This window comes from Pulveribacter sp., from assembly GCF_032079985.1.
Taxonomy (GTDB): domain Bacteria; phylum Pseudomonadota; class Gammaproteobacteria; order Burkholderiales; family Burkholderiaceae_C; genus Melaminivora.
In genome coordinates this window covers 525,993-542,385 of the sequence record NZ_DAMATK010000001.1, presented here as the reverse complement: position 1 = coordinate 542,385, position 16,393 = coordinate 525,993, and the positions used below count along the sequence as shown (strand labels likewise).

Annotated in this window: 16 protein-coding genes; 10 read left to right on the top strand and 6 right to left on the bottom strand. The window is 68.7% G+C overall.

Going from position 1 to position 16,393, the window contains the following annotated elements; translation table 11 throughout:
* Positions 1–3 precede the first annotated feature (3 nt).
* The 6 genes from RT282_RS02490 to RT282_RS02465 all read left to right on the top strand — a co-directional run bounded on the left by RT282_RS02490 (position 4) and on the right by RT282_RS02465 (position 6,613).
* Positions 4–789 (top strand): ABC transporter ATP-binding protein, encoded by a 786-nt coding sequence (locus RT282_RS02490; protein ID WP_313311569.1) that lies wholly within the window; start codon positions 4–6, stop codon positions 787–789.
* 17 nt (positions 790–806) lie between these two features.
* Entirely contained in the window at positions 807–1,736 is a 930-nt protein-coding gene (locus RT282_RS02485; RefSeq protein WP_312307335.1) for a branched-chain amino acid ABC transporter permease, read from the top strand.
* A 29-nt stretch (positions 1,737–1,765) separates the two neighbouring features.
* The gene (locus tag RT282_RS02480; RefSeq protein WP_312307334.1) at positions 1,766–2,842 is read left to right on the top strand and encodes a branched-chain amino acid ABC transporter permease; all 1,077 of its coding nucleotides are present in this window, start codon (positions 1,766–1,768) and stop codon (positions 2,840–2,842) included.
* 46 nt (positions 2,843–2,888) lie between these two features.
* The gene (locus tag RT282_RS02475; RefSeq protein ID WP_312307333.1) at positions 2,889–4,217 is read left to right on the top strand and encodes an ABC transporter substrate-binding protein; all 1,329 of its coding nucleotides are present in this window, start codon (positions 2,889–2,891) and stop codon (positions 4,215–4,217) included.
* Positions 4,218–4,444: 227 nt separating this feature from the next.
* Entirely contained in the window at positions 4,445–5,254 is an 810-nt protein-coding gene (locus tag RT282_RS02470) for an ABC transporter ATP-binding protein (protein WP_313311566.1), read from the top strand.
* 111 nt (positions 5,255–5,365) lie between these two features.
* On the top strand, positions 5,366–6,613 hold the full coding sequence (locus RT282_RS02465; protein ID WP_313311564.1) for an AMP-binding protein: 1,248 nt from the start codon (positions 5,366–5,368) through the stop codon (positions 6,611–6,613).
* A gap of 21 nt (positions 6,614–6,634) precedes the next feature.
* On the opposite strand, the gene RT282_RS02460 is transcribed toward RT282_RS02465, so the two are convergent.
* Together RT282_RS02460 and RT282_RS02455 are read right to left on the bottom strand one after the other, a co-directional pair.
* Positions 6,635–6,985, bottom strand: a complete 351-nt coding sequence (locus RT282_RS02460; protein WP_313311563.1) for a DUF1840 domain-containing protein — start codon at positions 6,983–6,985, stop codon at positions 6,635–6,637.
* 51 nt (positions 6,986–7,036) lie between these two features.
* Entirely contained in the window at positions 7,037–8,323 is a 1,287-nt protein-coding gene (locus RT282_RS02455) for a class I SAM-dependent methyltransferase (RefSeq protein WP_313311562.1), read from the bottom strand.
* A gap of 320 nt (positions 8,324–8,643) precedes the next feature.
* Between RT282_RS02455 and RT282_RS02450 the strand changes: the two genes are divergently transcribed.
* Complete coding sequence (locus RT282_RS02450) at positions 8,644–8,805, top strand: hypothetical protein (RefSeq protein ID WP_312304164.1); 162 nt, start codon at positions 8,644–8,646, stop codon at positions 8,803–8,805.
* Between the two features lie 98 nt (positions 8,806–8,903).
* Positions 8,904–9,455 carry a hypothetical protein gene (locus RT282_RS02445; protein ID WP_313311561.1) on the top strand — a complete coding sequence of 184 codons (552 nt, stop codon included), beginning with the start codon at positions 8,904–8,906 and terminating at the stop codon, positions 9,453–9,455.
* Here RT282_RS02445 and RT282_RS02440 read toward each other — a convergent pair.
* Positions 9,438–10,109, bottom strand: coding sequence for a DNA-3-methyladenine glycosylase I (locus RT282_RS02440; protein ID WP_313311560.1), 672 nt, complete (start codon positions 10,107–10,109; stop codon positions 9,438–9,440). The two genes, RT282_RS02445 and RT282_RS02440, sit on opposite strands and share 18 nt — an antisense overlap.
* A gap of 30 nt (positions 10,110–10,139) precedes the next feature.
* Here RT282_RS02440 and RT282_RS02435 point away from each other — a divergent pair, with 30 nt between their 5' ends.
* Entirely contained in the window at positions 10,140–11,264 is a 1,125-nt protein-coding gene (locus tag RT282_RS02435) for an aminopeptidase (RefSeq protein ID WP_313311559.1), read from the top strand.
* Positions 11,265–11,420: 156 nt separating this feature from the next.
* Here the strand turns inward: RT282_RS02435 and RT282_RS02430 are convergent, their stop codons facing one another.
* Positions 11,421–11,678, bottom strand: a complete 258-nt coding sequence (locus RT282_RS02430; RefSeq protein WP_312757239.1) for an acyl-CoA-binding protein — start codon at positions 11,676–11,678, stop codon at positions 11,421–11,423.
* 123 nt (positions 11,679–11,801) lie between these two features.
* Complete coding sequence (locus tag RT282_RS02425) at positions 11,802–13,013, bottom strand: M20 aminoacylase family protein (RefSeq protein ID WP_313311558.1); 1,212 nt, start codon at positions 13,011–13,013, stop codon at positions 11,802–11,804.
* A 183-nt stretch (positions 13,014–13,196) separates the two neighbouring features.
* On the opposite strand from RT282_RS02425, the gene RT282_RS02420 reads away from it, so the two are divergent.
* Entirely contained in the window at positions 13,197–15,287 is a 2,091-nt protein-coding gene (locus tag RT282_RS02420; RefSeq protein ID WP_313311556.1) for a molybdopterin oxidoreductase family protein, read from the top strand.
* 64 nt (positions 15,288–15,351) lie between these two features.
* On the opposite strand, the gene RT282_RS02415 is transcribed toward RT282_RS02420, so the two are convergent.
* Positions 15,352–16,329 carry a tripartite tricarboxylate transporter substrate binding protein gene (locus RT282_RS02415; RefSeq protein WP_313311552.1) on the bottom strand — a complete coding sequence of 326 codons (978 nt, stop codon included), beginning with the start codon at positions 16,327–16,329 and terminating at the stop codon, positions 15,352–15,354.
* Positions 16,330–16,393 lie beyond the last annotated feature (64 nt).

Below are 16,393 nucleotides of genomic sequence, written 5' to 3'. Positions count from 1 at the left end.
TTCATGATCAGCAAGAAGATCGGCGACGTCATCCTGGACGTCCAGAACATCAGCCTGCGCTTTGGCGGCGTGAAGGCACTGACGGACATCTCGTTCGACGTGCGCGAGCACGAGATCCGCTCCATCATCGGCCCCAACGGCGCCGGCAAGAGCTCCATGCTCAACTGCATCAACGGCGTGTACACCCCGTCCGAGGGGTCGATCACTTTCCGCGGCAAGACGTTTTCGCACATGAACAGCCGCCAGGTGGCCGAGATGGGCGTGGCGCGCACCTTCCAGAACCTGGCGCTGTTCAAGGGCATGAGCGTGATCGACAACATCATGACCGGGCGCAACCTGAAGATCAAAAGCAACCTGCTCATGCAGGCGCTGCGCATCGGCCCAGCCGAGCGCGAGGAGATCCGCCACCGCGAGTTCGTCGAGCACATCATCGACTTCCTGGAGATCCAAGCGCACCGCAAGACGCCCGTGGGCCAGCTGCCCTACGGCCTGCAAAAGCGCGTGGACCTGGGGCGCGCCCTGGCCATGGAGCCGCAGGTGCTGCTGCTGGACGAACCCATGGCCGGCATGAACGTCGAGGAAAAGCAGGACATGAGCCGCTTCATCCTGGACGTGAACGACGAGTTCGGCACCACCATCGTGCTGATCGAGCACGACATGGGCGTGGTGATGGACATCTCCGACCGCGTGGTGGTGCTGGATTACGGCAAGAAGATCGGCGACGGCGCGCCCGAAGACGTGCGCGCCAACGAGGACGTGATTCGCGCCTACCTGGGCGCCGGGCACTGAAGCGAGGGCACAACCAAATGGCATTCTTTCTAGAAACCCTCTTTGGCGGCCTGATGGCCGGCATGCTTTATGCGCTGGTGGCCCTCGGCTTCGTGCTGATCTTCAAGGCCTCGGGCGTATTCAACTTCGCGCAGGGCGCGATGGTGCTGTTCGCGGCGCTGGCAATGGCGCGCTTTGCCGAGTGGTTCCCCGAGTGGACCGGCATCGAGAACCGGATCCTGGCCAACGTGGCCGCCTTCCTCATTGCCGGCGCCATCATGTTCGTGGTGGCCTGGCTGATCGAGCGGCTGGTGCTGCGCCACCTGGTCAACCAGGAGGGCGCGACGCTGCTCATGGCCACGCTGGGCATCACCTACTTCCTCGAAGGCCTGGGCCAGACCCTCTTCGGCAGCGACATCTACAAGATCGACGTGGGCATGCCCAAGGACCCGATGTTCCTGTTGGAGTCGGTGTTCGAGGGCGGTGTGCTGGTCAGCAAGGAGGACATGATCGCCGCGGCCATCGCCGCCGTGCTGGTGGTGCTGCTGTCGCTGTTTTTCCAGAAGACGGGCACCGGCCGCGCGCTGCGCGCCGTGGCCGACGACCACCAGGCCGCGCAGTCCATCGGCATCCCGCTCAACCGCATCTGGGTCATCGTCTGGTGCGTGGCCGGCGTGGTCGCGCTGGTGGCCGGGATGATCTGGGGCTCCAAGCTGGGCGTGCAGTTCTCGCTGGCCACCGTGGCGCTGCGCGCGCTGCCGGTGGTCATCCTGGGCGGCCTGACCTCGGTGCCCGGCGCCATCATCGGCGGACTGATCATCGGCGTGGGCGAAAAACTCTCGGAGGTGTACCTGGGCCCGTTCGTGGGCGGGGGCATCGAGATTTGGTTCGCCTACGTGCTGGCGCTCGTCTTTCTGCTGTTTCGCCCCCAAGGTCTCTTTGGGGAAAAGATCATTGACCGCGTGTGACAGGCCGTCGCAACGATTGAGGAGACTCCATGTTTTATCGTGAAAACGGCCAGTTCAAGACCAGCTACCGGGCCGACCAGCAGATTTTCCCCATAGCGCAGGACCGCATCGCCGTCCTGGTCTTGCTGGCGGCGGCCTTTGTGCTGGTGCCGCTGCTGGCATCCGACTACCTGTACCGCGCCATCCTGATCCCGCTGGTCATCATGTCCCTGGCCGCCCTGGGCGTGAACATCCTGGTGGGCTACTGCGGGCAGATCTCGCTGGGCTCGGGCGCGTTCATGGCCGTGGGTGCGTACGGGGCCTTCAACTTCTTCGTTCGCTTTCCGGGCATGCCGCTGATTCCGGCACTGATCCTGGGCGGCCTGTGCGCCACGTTCTTCGGCATCCTGTTCGGCCTGCCCAGCCTGCGCGTCAAGGGCCTGTACCTGGCCGTGGCCACGCTGGCCGCGCAGTTCTTCTCCGACTGGATGTTCCTGCGCATCAAGTGGTTTACCAACAACTCGGACTCGGGCTCGGTGTCCGTGAGCCACCTGCAGGTGCTGGGCATGCCGCTGGAGAGTGCGTTCTCCAAATACCTGTTCTGCCTGTCGCTGCTGGTGGTGATCGCCCTGCTGGCCAAGAACCTGGTGCGCGGTGCCATCGGCCGGGAGTGGATGGCCATCCGCGACATGGACGTGGCGGCCGCCGTGATCGGCATCCGCCCCATGTACGCCAAGCTCTCGGCCTTCGCCGTCAGCTCCTTCATCATCGGCGTGGCCGGCGCGCTGTGGGCCTTCGTGCACCTGGGCGCCTGGGAGCCGGCCGCCTTCTCGGTGGAGGTGTCGCTGCGCCTGCTGTTCATGGTCATCATCGGCGGCCTGGGCTCCATCATGGGCAGTTTCTTCGGCGCGGCCTTCATCGTGGTGCTGCCCATCGTGCTGAACCAGGTGCTGCCGCCACTGTTCTCCCTGTTCGGCATGGAGATTTCCACCGCCGGCCTGTCGCACACCGAGCTGATGATCTTCGGCGCGCTCATCGTCTGGTTCCTGATCGTCGAGCCGCACGGCCTGGCCAAGCTCTGGTCCACGGGCAAGCAGAAGATGCGCGTGTGGCCCTTCCCGCACTGATTTTTCCCGCGCTACGCCAAACCACCAACCACTAGGAGACAACGCCATGAAGCTGACCCGACTCGCCCTGGCCGCCGCCGTGCTGGCCGCCACCGGCGCATCCGTATCCACCAGCGCCGTTGCGCAGGCCAACGAGCAGTTCTTCCCGCTGCTGTCCTACCGCACCGGTCCCTACGCGCCCAACGGCACGCCCTGGGCCAATGGCAAGCAGGACTACCTGAAGCTCATCAATGCCCGTGACGGTGGCGTCAACGGCGTCAAGCTGACGTTCGAGGAGTGCGAAACCGGCTACGCCACCGACCGCGGTGTGGAGTGCTACGAGCGCCTGAAGAGCCGCCCGGGTGTGGCCCTGTTCGACCCCCAGGCCACCGGCATCACGTTCGCGCTGACCGAAAAAGCCCCCGTGGACAAGATTCCGCTGATGACGCTGGGCTATGGGCTGTCGGTGGCGGCCGACGGCATGGCCTTCAAGTGGAACTTCCCGTACATGGGCAGCTACTGGACGGGCGCGGACATCCTGATCCAGCACCTGGGCAAGGAAAACGGCGGCCTGGACAAGCTCAAGGGCAAGAAGATCGCCCTGGTCTACCACGACAGCCCGTTCGGCAAGGAGCCCATCCCGCTGCTGCAGGAGCGCGCCAAGATGCACGGCTTCGACCTGCAGCTGCTGCCCGTGACCGCGCCCGGCGTGGAGCAAAAGGCCACCTGGCTGCAAGTGCGCAAGGACCGGCCCGACTACGTGCTGCTGTGGGGCTGGGGCGTGATGAACTCCACCGCCCTGAAGGAAGCGCAGGCCACCGGCTACCCGCGCGACAAGATGTACGGTGTGTGGTGGGCCGGCGCCGAGCCGGATGTGCGCGACGTGGGCGATGGTGCCAAGGGCTACCACGCACTGGCGCTCAATGGCTATGGCAAGGAAGCCAAGGTCATCCAGGACATCATGAAGCACGTGCACGACAAGGGACAGGGCACGGGCGCCAAGGACGAAGTGGGCTCGGTGCTGTACACGCGGGGCGTGATCATCCAGATGCTGGGCGTGGAAGCCGTGCGCCGCGCGCAGGAGCGCTTCGGCAAGGGCAAGGTCATGACCGGCGAGCAAGTGCGCTGGGGCATGGAGAACCTGGCGCTCGATCAGAAGAAGCTGGATGCGCTGGGCTTTAACGGCGTGATGCGCCCGCTGTCGACCAGCTGCAGCGACCACATGGGCTCGACCTGGGCGCGCGTGCACACCTGGGACGGCAAGAAGTGGAACTACTCCTCGGACTGGTATCAGGCCGACGAGCAGATCCTCAAGCCCATGGTCAAGGCCGGGGCCGACAAGTACCTGTCGGAGAAAAAGATGCAGCGGCGCGAGGCGGGCGACTGCCAAAGCTGAGTCGGTACATCCCCCTGCGCCGCTGCGCGGCTTCCCCCTTCTCTGGCGCGCGTTTCGCGCGCCGGGGAGCGGGACGATGCCAGTGGACCGGCGAAGCCGGATCCACGGCGTCTGCTGGCCTGGGTCGCGCCAGTGGTCGAGGACAAGGGTGGTGGCTGCGTGCAGCCGCCAATCGAGAGAGCTGATTGCAGCTCTCCCGATTGGCACCCAACGCGGAAGTGAGAGTTATGGACACCAGAAACATCGTCCTGAACGTCAACGGCATCGAGGTCATCTACAACCATGTGATCCTGGTGCTCAAGGGCGTTTCGCTGCAGCTGCCCGAGCGCGGCATCGTCGCCCTGCTGGGCGGCAACGGCGCCGGCAAGACCACCACCCTGCGGGCGATTTCCAACCTGCTCAAGGGCGAGCGCGGCGAGGTCACCAAGGGCAGCATCGAGCTGCGGGGCGAGCAGATCCAGAATCTCACGCCCTCCGACCTGGTCAAGCGCGGCGTGGTGCAGGTCATGGAGGGGCGCCACTGCTTCGCCCACCTGACCATCGAGGAAAACCTGCTCACCGGCGCCTACACCCGCACCGACAAGGCCGAGATCGCGGCCAACCTGGAGAAGGTCTACACCTACTTCCCGCGCCTGAAGACGCGGCGCACCAGCCAGGCGGCCTATACCTCGGGCGGCGAGCAGCAGATGTGCGCCATCGGCCGGGCCATCATGTGCAACCCCTCCATCGTGCTGCTGGACGAGCCCTCCATGGGCCTGGCACCGCAGATCGTGGAAGAGGTGTTCAACATCGTGAAGGACCTCAACGCCAAGGAAGGGACCACCTTCCTGCTGGCCGAGCAGAACACCAACATGGCCCTGAAGTACGCCGACTACGGCTACATCATGGAGAGCGGCCGCATCGTCATGGACGGGCCCGCGCAGGAGCTGGCCAGCAACGAGGACGTCAAGGAGTTCTACCTGGGCGTGGGCGGCGGCGAGCGCAAGAGCTTCAAGGACGTCAAGAGCTACAAGCGGCGCAAGCGCTGGCTGGCCTGACGCCCGGCCCGCCCGCGCGGGCACTCACTTTTTCATAGCTGCTGGCGCAGGATCTGCCTGCGTCAGGGGCACTTTTCGCCTAAAAAATTTTTCTTGCAAAGGAAGCACGGCATGAGCAAGTTCTACGACGCCCTGGAAACGCGCACGGCGGACGAGCGCGAGGCCGCCCTGATGGCCGCCCTGCCGCGCCAGATTGCCCACGCGCAGCAGGCCTCGCGCGCGTTTGCCGGCATCCTGGCCGGCGTCGACGCCGCGGGCATCACCAGCCGCCAGGCTCTGGCCCGCCTGCCTGTCACGCGCAAGCACGAGCTGCTGGAGCGCCAGCAGGCCGGCCGCGCCCAGGACCCCTTCGGCGGCTTTGCCGCGGCGCGCTTCGGCAGCGCCATGCCACGCGTCTTCGCCAGCCCCGGCCCGCTGTACGAGCCCGAAGGCCAGCGGCGCGACTATTGGCGCATGGCGCGCGCGCTGTACGCGGCCGGCTTTCGCGCCGGCGAGCTGGCGCACAACTGCTTTTCCTACCACTTCGTGCCCGCCGGCTCGATGATGGAAACCGGCGCCCAGGCGCTGGGCTGCACGGTCTTCCCGGGCGGCACCGGCCAGACCGAGCAGCAGGTGCAGGCCATGGCCGAGCTGCGCCCGGCTGGCTACGTGGGCACGCCCAGCTTCCTGAAGATCATTTTGGAAAAAGCCGCGGAGATGGGCGTGCCGCTGCCCAGCGTGACCAAGGCGCTGCTGTCGGCCGAGGCCTTGCCGCCCTCGCTGCGCGATTGGTTCGCCGAGCGCGGCGTGGCCGCCTACCAGTGCTACGGCACGGCCGACCTGGGCCTGATCGCCTACGAGACCGAGGCGCGCGAGGGTCTGGTGCTGGATGAGGAGGTGATCGTGGAGATCGTGCGCCCCGGCACCGGTGACCCCGTTCCCGAGGGGGAGGTGGGCGAGCTGGTGGTGACCACGCTCAACCCCGACTACCCGCTGGTGCGCTTTGGCACCGGCGACCTGTCGGCCGTGCTGCCCGGCACCTGCCCCACGGGCCGCACCAATACCCGCATCAAGGGCTGGATGGGCCGGGCCGACCAGACCACCAAGGTGCGCGGCATGTTCGTGCACCCAGGGCAGATCGCGGCCGTGGCCAAGCGCTTCCCGCAGGTGCAGCGCGCGCGCCTGGTGGTCAGCGGCGAGATGGCCAGCGACCAGATGCTGCTGCAGGTGGAGACCACCGAGACCGCCGCTGGCTTCGCCACGCAGGTGCAGGAAGCCCTGCGCGAGGCCACCAAGCTGCGCGGCGAGGTACAGATGGTGCCGCCGGGCACGCTGCCCAACGACGGCAAGGTCATCGAGGACGCGCGCAGCTACAAGTGATCGAGGGCAGGAGGGACGGGCCTACCAGGTCACGTCCTTGCCCTCGGCCGCGCTGCGCTTGAGCATGTCGATGAAGGGCGCGGCGCGCTGGCGCAGGCGCACTACCTCGCCGCCGCTCTGGCCAGGGCCGTCCTGCGGCTCCTCGCCGTCCTGCGCGGCGGGCGCGTCCTGCTGCTGCGCCTGTTGCTCGCGCTCGGCGGCTTCCTCGGCGGCCACGGCGGCCTGCAGCGCCTCGATAGCCGCGGGGATCTGGGCGGCGGTGATGATGCCGTGCGGCTCCTCGCCCTTGCCCACGATCTTCAGCAGCTGGCGCCCGTTGGGCTCCAGCATGATGAGGTCGGCGGTGGCGCGGGACTTGAACTTGTAGAGCATGGGCTGTTCCCCTGGTTGGATGGCAATGGGCCGAGGATAAGCCGCCCTGCCCTAGCGATCAGCCGCCGCAGCGCCCTCGTACATGTAGGAGCGATTGAAGGGGTAGTCGCTTTGCGCGCCCTTCAGCGGGCCGTCGTCGCCCTGGCCGCTGGGGCGCGTGGCCAGGATCTGGTGCAGTGCCACCCAGCCGCGCTCGAAGGCCAGCGCGCAGCCGGCCAGGTACAGGCGGTAGGCGCGCAGGGCGCGCTCGCCCTGCTCCTGGCCCTTGTGCGCGACCAGGATGGCGCGCGCCTCCTCCAGCCGGTTCTCCAGCGCGTCCGACCAGGCCCACAGCGTGCGCGCGTAGTGCGGGCGCAGGTTCTCCGTGTCCACCATCTCCAGCTGGGCGCGCGCCATGTCGTGCAGCGCCACGCTGACGTGCAGCAGCTCGCCGCCGGGGAAGATGTAGCGTTCGATGAATTCGCCCATGCCGGCGGCTAGGCCGGCGTTGTCCAGCCCGCCGGCGGTGATGCCATGGTTGAGCAGCAGCCCGCCCGGGCGCAGCAGCCGGTGCACGGTGGCGAAGTAGCGCTCCATCTGCGCCCGGCCCACGTGCTCGAACATGCCCACCGAGGCGATCTTGTCGAAGGGCTGGTCGACCTGCAGCTCGCGGTAGTCCAGCAGCTGCATGCGCACCCGGGCGGACAGGCCGCGCTCCTCGATCAACCGCTGCACGTGGGCGTGCTGGTGGCGCGATAGGGTGATGCCCGTGGCGTCCACGCCGTAGTGCTCGGCGGCCCACAGCAGCAGCCCGCCCCAGCCGGCGCCGATGTCCAGGAAGCGCTCGCCCGGGCGCAGCATGAGCTTCTTGCAGATGTGGTCGAGCTTGGCCTCCTGCGCCTGGGCCAGCGTCATGTCCGCCTCGCGGAAGTAGGCGCACGAATACACCCGCCGCGGGTCCAGCCACAGGGCATAAAACTCATCGGACAGGTCGTAGTGGAACTGGATGTTCTGCGCGTCGCCGGACAGCGTGTGCGCGGCCATGGAACGCGCCCGCACCATCACCCGCTGCCACCAGCCCATCTGCGCGTCGCGCGCCGGGTCCAGGCGCAAGAGCGAGCCGGCGGCCGCCATCAGCTGGCGCATGCTGCCCTCCAGCGCCACGCGCCCCTCCACGATGGCGGCGCCCACGTTGCCGATCTCGCCCATGGCCAGGGCCACTACCGACATGCGGTCACCAAAGCGTAGGCGCACGTCGGCGTCGGGGCGGCCGAGGCGGGCGCCATCGGGAAGCTCGACGGCCACCCCCACCGGCGACAGGGCGAGGCTTTCCTCCAGTGAATGCAGCAAGTTCCTCATACCCGCGCCCTTCATCGTTGTCCGTAACAACGAACATTCTTCAAGCCGTTGCGCCAGTGCGTCAATGGAACCCGCCTGACAGGAAAACGCGACCTTCTCTGACAGAACACGCACTTCTGAAATTGAACGACATTAACGGAGAAATTTGCCGCCAACGACCTGCCAGCAAGCGTTGGCAGCTATTCATACGATAGCGTCAGCACAGCCACGCTACCGCCTGCCATGGCGCATGCTGTGTCCCTGCCCACCCCCTGTCTTGGAGCCTATGGCCTAATAGAGGGCTTTTTTACCGTTTTTCCTTATCGATCTCAGGAGCCATCATGGGCAAGAAAATCGTCACCGAAGCCGACCGCAAGGCCACTCCCCGTCCCACCCCCATGCCCGGCATGCCCAGCACCACGCATGGCCGCGGCCAGCGCGTGAGCCTGGAGCGCGGCGTGAACACGCACCACAAGAAGAACCCCGGCAAGCGCCACGGCTAAAGCACGCGCACGCCCATGCACACCAAGGCCCTCCTCGCGAGGGCCTTGTTTTTTGCCTTGCTGCACAATCGCCGCACCTCTGAGCCCGCGACGAAGCCATGACCGATACGCCCGCGCCTCCCGTGACGGAAGATGCCCCCGCCCTGTACGCCCTGCTGACGCGCGAGCTGCCCGAAGGCACGGCCTTTGCCACGCTGCACATCGGCGGCTCGCACACCACCCTGGCCAGCGGCCAGGCCGGCAGCCAGCCGCTGCTGCTGCGCACCTTGGACCTGGGCGCGCGCGTGATGTCTGCCACACGCTTTGCCGACGAGCCGCCCCAGCCCGGCGAGCTGCTGGCCGCGGCGCAGGACGCGCTAGACGCCTTCCAGACCCTGCGGGGGCGCCTGGCCGAGGGCGCCAGCCTGTACACCGCCGACGGCGGCATCCGCCAGATCGCCCTGGCCGCCGGCCTGGAGGCCCAGCCGCAGATGCAGCTGCCGCTGGACCTGCTGGAGCAGGCCTTCGAGCGCCTGCTGGCCCTGCCCGGCGCGGACGATTCCCTGCCCCAGCCCGGCCCGCGCCAGGCCGCCACCGTGGCCATCCTGCGCGCCTGCATGCAGGCGCTGGGCTTTCAGGACATCACGCTGCGCTCAGACGCCGTGGCCTGAGCCCGCGGGTGGCACGAAGGCCGCGCGCTGCGCTTGGGCGCGCTCGCGCACGCTGCAGCCGTGCACGTGGTCGTTGACCAGGCCCATGGCCTGCATGAAGGCGTACATGGTGGTCGGGCCGACGAAGCTGAAGCCGCGCTTCTTCAAGTCCTTGGACAGGGCCGTGGACGCCTCTGAGGTGGTCAGTGCGCGCACCGCCGCTCCCGTCAGCCGCTCCGGGCGGCCCTGCTGGGCCTGGGGCGCCCAGCTCCAGACGTAGCTGGCCAGCGAGCCCCACTCGGCGCGCAGGCGCAGCACGCAGCGGGCGTTGTGGATGGCCGACTCGATCTTGCCGCGGTGGCGCACGATGGCCGGGTTGCCCAGCATGCGCTCGACCTCGGCCGGGCCGAAGCGTGCCAGCTCCTCGGCCTCGAACTGCGCCATCTCCGCGCGCAGCGCCTCGCGCTTGTTCAGGATGGTCAGCCAGCTCAGGCCGGCCTGAAAGCCCTCCAGGCACAGCTTCTCGAACAGCCGGCGCTCGTCATCGACGGGAAAGCCCCATTCGTGGTCGTGGTAGTGGCGGTACAGCGGCGTGGCGCGGCACCAGCTGCAGCGCAGGCAGCCGCCCTCGTCGGCAAACAGGCCGTCGGGCGCGGGGGTGGCGGGGTCGGTCATAGGCGCATTGTGCTGGGCTATGCTGGCCCGATGCTGCTCGCCTGCTGCCGCATTCTTGCCCAGACCCTGCTCCTGGCCGGCGCCTGCACGCTGCTGGCCGGCTGCGCGCACGGCGGTGGCACGCTGGGCTACTACTGGCAGTCGCTGCGCGGCCACCTGGCCCTGCTGCACGCCGCGCGCCCGGTGCCCGAGTGGCTGGCCGAGCCCGACACGCCGGCGCCGCTGCGCCAGCGGCTGGAGCTGGCGCTGCAGGCGCGCGAGTTCGCCAGCCGCGTGCTGGCCCTGCCCGACAACGCCAGCTACCGCCGCTACGCCCGGCTGGACCGCAGCGCCGCGGTGTGGAACGTGGTGGCCGCGCCGCCGTGGTCGCTGACGCTGCACACCTGGTGCTTTCCGGTGACGGGCTGCATCGGCTACCGGGGCTACTTCGCCCAGGAAGATGCCAACGCCGAAGGCCGGCGCCTGGCGCAGCAGGGGCTGGAAGTGAGCGTCTACCCCGTGCCGGCGTATTCCACGCTGGGCTACAGCAACTGGCTGGGAGGCGACCCGCTGCTGTCCACCTTCATCGGCTGGCCGGAGGGCGACTTCGTGCGCCTGCTGTTTCACGAGCTGGCGCACCAGCAGGCCTATGCCAGCGGCGACACGCGCTTCAACGAGTCCTATGCCACCGCCGTGGAGCGCCTGGGCGTGCAGCAGTGGCTGGACGCGCGGGGCGACGCTGCCGTGCGCCAGCAGTACGAGCGCAGCGAGGAGCGCCGCCGCCAGTGGCGCGCGCTGACCCAGCAAACGCGCGCGCGGCTGACCGCCATTTATGAGTCAAAACAGGCTCTATCCCAGGACTGGAAAGCGCTGGCAGCTATGAAAAGCGAAGCAATGCAGGACTTTGCCGAGTGCTATGCCCGGCTGCGCGCGGGCTGGGTGGAGCGCCAAGGCGTGGCGCCGCAGCAGCTGGCCTCGCTGGACCGCTGGGTGCAGGGTGCCAACAACGCCAGCTTTGCCGCCCAGGGCGCCTACGACGACCTGGTGCCGGCGTTCATGGCACTGTTTGCGCGCGAGGGACGCGACTGGCCGCGCTTTCACGCGGCCGTGCGGGCGCTGGCCGCCGCGCCGAAGGGCGAGCGCGAGACAAAGATACGAGAACTCAATCAACCATAGCGCTGCGCCCCCCAGCGCATGAAACGGGCGCGTCCCAGGGCGCGGGCCACCGCGCAAGGGCCGCCCCGCCGCGCTGGTGGCGTCCCCCTGCCCGCAATGCGCAGCATTGCGAGAGCGGGGGGAAGCGGCGCAGCCGCTCAGGGGGGTGTTCTCTAGTCAACCCCGCAGCGACTCGATGAGGTCGATGTACTGCTGCTGGGCGGCGGCGGTGTCCGTGCCCTTGAGCTTTTCCCAGGCGTCCCACTTGGCGCGGCCGACGATGTCGGAGAAGCTGGGCTTCTTGTCCTGGTTGTCGCCGGCGGTGGCCTGCTTGTACAGGGCGTAGATTTTGAGCAGCGTCGGGTTGTCCGGGCGCTCGCTCAGGTTCTTGGAATTGGCGACGGCGGCCTCGAAGGCGGCGTTCAGGTCGGACATGCGTATCTCCTTGTGGTTTGCGGGTTGGCGTATGCCGCGCAGTGTAGTCAAAACACGAACGATCGTGCTTTTTTGAGGGCGTAAAAAACCCCGCCACGCGGGGCGGGGTGTGCGCGGTGCCGCTCAGGCCGTGGGCTGCGCCAGCCACTGGCGCGCCAGCTCCACCCAGTAGGTGCCGCCCAGGGGGATCAGGTCGTCGTTGAAGTCGTAGCTGGGGTTGTGCAGGGTGCAGGGGCCGCCGCCGTGTCCAACAGCGCGGTGGTCGCCCTCGCCGTTGCCGATGAAGACGTAGGCGCCGGGCTTGGCCTGCAGCATGAAGGCGAAGTCCTCCGCGCCCATGGTGGGCTCCTGCGCGCGCACGCCAGAGTCGCCCACGATGCCGGCCATGACCTGGGCGGCGAAGGCCGCCTCGGCGGGCGAATTGACGGTGGGCGGGTAGTTGCGCACGAACTCGAACTCGCACGTCGCCTCGAAGGCGGCGCAGGTGTGCTCGGCCACCTGGCGCATGCGCCGCTCGATCAGGTCCAGCAGCTCGAGGGAGAAGGTGCGCACCGTGCCCTGCAGCTCGCACGAGTCGGGCACCACGTTGGTCGCCTCGCCGGCGTGGATCATGGTGACCGAGATCACGCCCGCCTCCACCGGCTTCTTGTTGCGGCTGATGATGTTCTGGAAGGCCTGCACCATCTGGCAGGCCACGGGCACGGGGTCGATGCCCAGATGCGGCATGGCGCCGTGCGCGCCCTTGCCGCGGATGGTGATCTTGAATTCGTTGGAGGACGCCATCACCGGCCCGGCGCTGACGGCGAAGCTGCCCACCGGCAGGCCCGGCCAGTTGTGCATGCCGAACACGGCCTGCATGGGGAACTGCTCGAACAGCCCGTCCTTGATCATCTCGCGCGCACCGCCGCCGCCCTCCTCGGCCGGCTGGAAGATCAGGTAGACCGTGCCGTCGAAGTCGCGGTGCGCGGGCTGCGAGAAATACTTGGCCGCGGCCAGCAGCATGGCCGTGTGGCCGTCGTGGCCGCAGGCGTGCATCTTGCCGGCGTGGCGGCTGGCGTGCTCGAAGGTGTTGAACTCCTGCATGGGCAGGGCGTCGATGTCCGCGCGCAGGCCCACGGCGCGCCCGCTCTTGCCGCCGTCGCGGCCGTGCACGATGCCCACCACGCCGGTGGTACCCAGCCCGCGGTGGATGGGGATGCCCCATTCGGTCAGCTGGGCGGCGATCACGTCGGCCGTGCGCACCTCCTGGAAGCACAGCTCGGGATGGGCATGGATGTCGCGCCGCACGCTGGCGATGGCGGCCGCATCGGCCACGATGGAGTCGATGACTTTCATGTGAATGCTTCTTCGCTAGGGTCGTCCTGGAAAACGGCCAGTCTAGCGGCGCCCGGTCATCCGCGTGCACGGCGCGGCCATCGGCGCACGCGGCGCGCCCGTTCATGGTGAAATCCGGCCCCTGGCGACGGCCCCGCGAGTGGCGTACCGCCACAGCGCATCTGCCCCTCGAGGACGCCCTCCATGACCCATGCCACTCCCGCCGACGCTGCTGCCCCGGTAGAGCGCCACACCATCACCGTGCGCGGCGCCTGCCCGCATGACTGCCCGGACACCTGCGCCCTGCTGACTACCGTGGAGGACGGCCGCGCCGTGCGCGTGCAGGGCAACCCGGCGCACGCCAGCACCGGCGGCGTGCTGTGCGCCAAGGTCTCGCGCTACCCCGAGCGCACGCATCACCCGGAGCGCATCCTCACGCCGCTCAAGCGCACCGGAGCCAAGGGCAGCGGGCAGTTCGCCCCCGTCTCGTGGGACGAGGCGCTGGCCGACATCGCGCAGCGCCTGGGCGCCATCGCCGCGCGCGCGCCGCAGGCCATCCTGCCCTACAGCTACGCCGGCACCATGGGCCTGGTGCAGGGCGAGAGCATGGACCGGCGCTTCTTCCACCGCCTGGGCGCCTCGCAGCTGGCGCGCACCATCTGCGCCACGGCCGGCGGCGAGGGGCTGACCTACACCCTGGGCGGCAAGGTGGGCATGAAGCTGGAGTTCTTCGCCCAGTCCAAGCTGATCCTGATCTGGGGCAGCAACTCCATTGCCAGCAACCTGCACTTCTGGCGCCTGGCGCAGCAGGCCAAGAGGGACGGCGCGCGCCTGGTCTGCATCGACCCGCGCAGGAGCGAGACGGCCGAGAAGTGCCACGAGCACATCCAGCTGCTGCCCGGCACCGACGCCGCCCTGGCCCTGGCGCTGATGCACGAGCTGATCGCGGGCGATTGGCTGGACCACGACTACCTGGCCCGGCACACGCACGGCTGGCCGCAGCTGCGCGAGCGCGCATTGCAATGGCCGCCCGAGCGTGCCGCCCAGGTCTGCGGCGTGCCGGTGGCGCAGATCCGCCAGCTGGCGCGCGAATACGGCACCACGCGCCTGGCCGCCATCCGGCTGAACTACGGCGTGCAGCGCGCCCACGGCGGCGCCAACGCGGTGCGCGCCATTGCCAGCCTGCCGGCGCTGACCGGCGCCTGGCGCCACCCGGCGGGCGGCGTGCTGCTGTCCACCTCAGGCTACTTCCCGGTGCAGCGCCAGCAGCTGCAGCGCCCCGACCTGCTGGCCGGCCGCCCGGCGCGCACCATCAACATGGTGACCATCGGCGACGACCTGCTGCGCGATACCTCGCCCGAGTTCGGCCCGAAGGTCGAGGCCGTCGTGGTCTACAACAGCAACCCGGTGGCCGTGGCGCCGGACTCCAGCAAAGTGGTGCAGGGCTTTGCCCGGGAGGACCTGTTCACCGTGGTGCTGGAGCACTTCCAGACCGACACCGCCGACTGGGCCGACTACATCCTGCCCGCCACTACGCAGCTGGAGCACTGGGATGTGCACCTGTCCTACGGCCACACCGACGCGCTGCTGAACCGCCCGGCCATAGCGCCGCAAGGCCAGTCGCGCAGCAACACGCAGGTCTTCCGCGACCTGGCCGCGCGCATGGGCTTCACCGAGCCCTGCTTTGCCGACAGCGACGAGCAGCTGTGCCGCCAGGCCTTCGGGGACGCAGTGGACTTCGCACTGCTGGCCGAGCAGGGCTTCGCCCCGCTGCCGGTGCCGGACGCGCCCTTTGCCGAGGGCGGCTTTCCCACACCCTCGGGCAAATGCGAGTTCTACAGCGACCGCCTGGCCGAACGCGGGCTGGACCCGCTGCCCGCTTATCTCCCCAACCACGAGGCGCCGGGCAGCTCCCGCCTGTACCCGCTGGCCATGATCTCGCCGCCGGCGCGCAACTTCCTGAACTCCACCTTCGTCAACCTCAAGAGCCTGCGCGACATCGAGGGCCGCCCGCTCGTGGAGATCCACCCGCAGGACGCCGCCGCACGCGCCATCGCCGAGGGCGACTTGGTGCGCGTGTTCAACGGCCGCGGCAGCCACGAATGCCACGCCGTGGTGACCGAGCGCGCCCGGCCGGGCGTGGTCAACGGCCTGGGGATCTGGTGGCGCAAGCTGGGCGTGAACGGCACCAACGTGAACGAGCTGACCAGCCAGGCGCTGACTGACCTGGGCGGCGGGCCGACCTTCTATGACTGCCTGGTGGAGGTGGAGCGGCTGCCGTCCGCGCCGCTCTGAGCATCACTATCAAAAAAAGAGCTGCCAGCGCTTGCCAGATAAGCGCTGGAGCCCTTTTTCATGCTCAATCGAGCTTGACGCCCGTGGCCTGGATGATGGGCCCCCAGCGCCTGGCCTCGGCGCGCGCCAGGGCGTGGAACTGCGCCGGCGTGCCGGGCAGCGGCTCCATGCCGAAGGCCTGCATGCGCTGCACCACGGCCGGCGCCTTCAGCGCCTGATTGACGGCCGCGTTCAGCCGCTCGGTGACCTGCGCCGGCAGGCCGGCCGGCGCCAGCACGCCCTGGAAGGCGTAGACCTCGGAATCGGCCACGCCGCCTTCAGCCAGCGTGGGCAGGTCGGGCAGGGCCGGCACGCGCTGGCCCGAGCCGATGGCCAGCGCCCGCACCTTGCCCGACTGGATCACCGGCAGCCCGGCCGCCAGGTCCAGAAACATGCACGGCACCTGCCCGCCCATCACGTCCTGCATGGCCGGCGCGGCGCCCCGGTAGGGGATGTGGGTCAGGAAGGTCTTGGTGCGGTGCTTGAACATCTCCATGGCCAGGTGGTGCGGCGAGCCGTTGCCGGGCGAGGCGTAGTTCACTTCGCCCGGGCGGGCGCGCACGTGGGCCAGGAAGTCCCCCAGCGTGCGCGCCGGAAAGTCCGGGTGCACCACCAGCGCCAGCGGAAAGCGCGACAGGCCGGCGACGTAGGTGAAGTCCTTGTCGGGGTTGAAGGGCAGTTTGCTGAACAGGTGCTCGTTGTAGGCCAGCAGGGCGTTGTCGGCCGACATCACGGTGTAGCCGTCGGGCCGGGCGCTGGCCACGGCCTGGCTGCCGATGTTGGTGGACGCGCCGGGGCGGTTGTCCACCACGATCTGCTGGCCCAGCTCGGCGCGCAGGGCCTCGGCCACGGTGCGCGCCAGCACGTCGGTGCCGCCGCCGGGCGGATAGGGCACGACCCAGCGGATGGGCTGGGCCGGCCAGCTGCCCTGGGCACGGGCCAGCGGGGCGAAGGGGGCAAAAGGCGCGGCGCCCAGGGCCGCGAGCAGGTGTCTGCGTTGCATGGCGATGTCTCCTGTACTCACTTTTTAGTAGCTACCGCCGCTTGATTGATGCGGCTTACAACGC

What these genes read in the sequence shown, in the direction of transcription:
- RT282_RS02490 (WP_313311569.1), top strand. Translation starts at nt 4, where the DNA reads ATGATCAGCAAGAAGATCGGCGACGTCATCCTGGACGTCCAGAACATC.
- RT282_RS02485 (WP_312307335.1), top strand. Translation starts at nt 807, where the DNA reads ATGGCATTCTTTCTAGAAACCCTCTTTGGCGGCCTGATGGCCGGCATG.
- RT282_RS02480 (WP_312307334.1), top strand. Translation starts at nt 1,766, where the DNA reads ATGTTTTATCGTGAAAACGGCCAGTTCAAGACCAGCTACCGGGCCGAC.
- RT282_RS02475 (WP_312307333.1), top strand. Translation starts at nt 2,889, where the DNA reads ATGAAGCTGACCCGACTCGCCCTGGCCGCCGCCGTGCTGGCCGCCACC.
- RT282_RS02470 (WP_313311566.1), top strand. Translation starts at nt 4,445, where the DNA reads ATGGACACCAGAAACATCGTCCTGAACGTCAACGGCATCGAGGTCATC.
- RT282_RS02465 (WP_313311564.1), top strand. Translation starts at nt 5,366, where the DNA reads ATGAGCAAGTTCTACGACGCCCTGGAAACGCGCACGGCGGACGAGCGC.
- RT282_RS02460 (WP_313311563.1), bottom strand. Translation starts at nt 6,985, where the DNA reads ATGCTCTACAAGTTCAAGTCCCGCGCCACCGCCGACCTCATCATGCTG.
- RT282_RS02455 (WP_313311562.1), bottom strand. Translation starts at nt 8,323, where the DNA reads ATGAGGAACTTGCTGCATTCACTGGAGGAAAGCCTCGCCCTGTCGCCG.
- RT282_RS02450 (WP_312304164.1), top strand. Translation starts at nt 8,644, where the DNA reads ATGGGCAAGAAAATCGTCACCGAAGCCGACCGCAAGGCCACTCCCCGT.
- RT282_RS02445 (WP_313311561.1), top strand. Translation starts at nt 8,904, where the DNA reads ATGACCGATACGCCCGCGCCTCCCGTGACGGAAGATGCCCCCGCCCTG.
- RT282_RS02440 (WP_313311560.1), bottom strand. Translation starts at nt 10,109, where the DNA reads ATGACCGACCCCGCCACCCCCGCGCCCGACGGCCTGTTTGCCGACGAG.
- RT282_RS02435 (WP_313311559.1), top strand. Translation starts at nt 10,140, where the DNA reads ATGCTGCTCGCCTGCTGCCGCATTCTTGCCCAGACCCTGCTCCTGGCC.
- RT282_RS02430 (WP_312757239.1), bottom strand. Translation starts at nt 11,678, where the DNA reads ATGTCCGACCTGAACGCCGCCTTCGAGGCCGCCGTCGCCAATTCCAAG.
- RT282_RS02425 (WP_313311558.1), bottom strand. Translation starts at nt 13,013, where the DNA reads ATGAAAGTCATCGACTCCATCGTGGCCGATGCGGCCGCCATCGCCAGC.
- RT282_RS02420 (WP_313311556.1), top strand. Translation starts at nt 13,197, where the DNA reads ATGACCCATGCCACTCCCGCCGACGCTGCTGCCCCGGTAGAGCGCCAC.
- RT282_RS02415 (WP_313311552.1), bottom strand. Translation starts at nt 16,329, where the DNA reads ATGCAACGCAGACACCTGCTCGCGGCCCTGGGCGCCGCGCCTTTTGCC.